The 875-nt window shown below is 80.1% G+C and carries 1 protein-coding gene; it reads right to left on the bottom strand.

Annotation, left to right across the window (positions count from 1 at the left end; all coding sequences use genetic code 11):
- Window positions 1–875, bottom strand: an 875-nt coding sequence (locus tag RT91_RS18960; RefSeq protein ID WP_205408992.1) for a gamma-glutamyltransferase, incomplete at both ends; no start/stop codon positions are given.

Here is an 875-nt window from a genome sequence, read left to right as displayed (position 1 = left end):
GGCCGAGGCCGGCAGCGCGCCGAACCCGCGCACATGCCGGCCGGCGGCGGCGGCGGCGATCGCATCGCGCCCCGCGCCGGCGAGATCGTCCGGCGACCTGGCGAGCGCCTCGATCGCCGCGCGCGTGCCGAGCCCGGCGGCCGTCGGCGGCAGGGCGATGTCGGCGCCGAGGGCATGGACGATGTCGGGGGCGGCGTAGCGCGCGGCCACGGCGCGCAGATCCGCGCCGGTCAGCCCGGCGCCGGCCGCACGCGCGCCGGCAAGCAGCCGGGCGGCGAGATGGCCCTGGTAGAAGCTCAATACGCCTCCGCCCTGCAGCCGCGCGAGGGTGGCGGCGAGGTCGGGCTGGCGCAGCGTTTCGCCGGCCTGCAGCACGCCGCCGGACGGCCCGGCGAACACGTTGCGCGCGGCCGGGTCGGCCAGCAGCGCGTTGCCCACCACGGCAAGGTCGGCCGCCAGCGCGCGGGAGACCGGCACGCCGCCGCCGGCCATCGCGGCGGCGGGCGCCATGTCGGTGGCGAGCGGCAGGGCGCCGTAGCGCGCCTGCATGGCGAGCAGGCCGCGCACCATCTGCGGGATCGCGGCCGGGCGCGACGCGCCGGCCTGGCTGCCGCGCGGCGCGCCGGGCGGGAAGAGCAGGGCGACGGGACGCCCCTTGCCGCCCTCGTCATGCGGCATGTCGATCAGGCAGACCGCGCCGCCGCCGAGCCCCGCGCGCGAGGGCAGCGTGACGCCGAGCGCGAAGCCGGCCGCCACGGCGGCATCCACCGCGTTGCCGCCCTTCTGCAGGATCTCGTGCGCGGCGACGGTCGCCTCGGGAACCGGGGTCACGGCGAAGCCGGCCACCGGCGCCTGCGGCCGCGGCTCGCCCAGCC

The sequence above is a fragment of the Acidiphilium sp. JA12-A1 genome (genome assembly GCF_000724705.2).
Taxonomy (GTDB): domain Bacteria; phylum Pseudomonadota; class Alphaproteobacteria; order Acetobacterales; family Acetobacteraceae; genus Acidiphilium; species Acidiphilium multivorum.
Note: the sequence above shows the minus strand (reverse complement) of the source record. Positions and strands in the feature narration are given on the sequence as shown.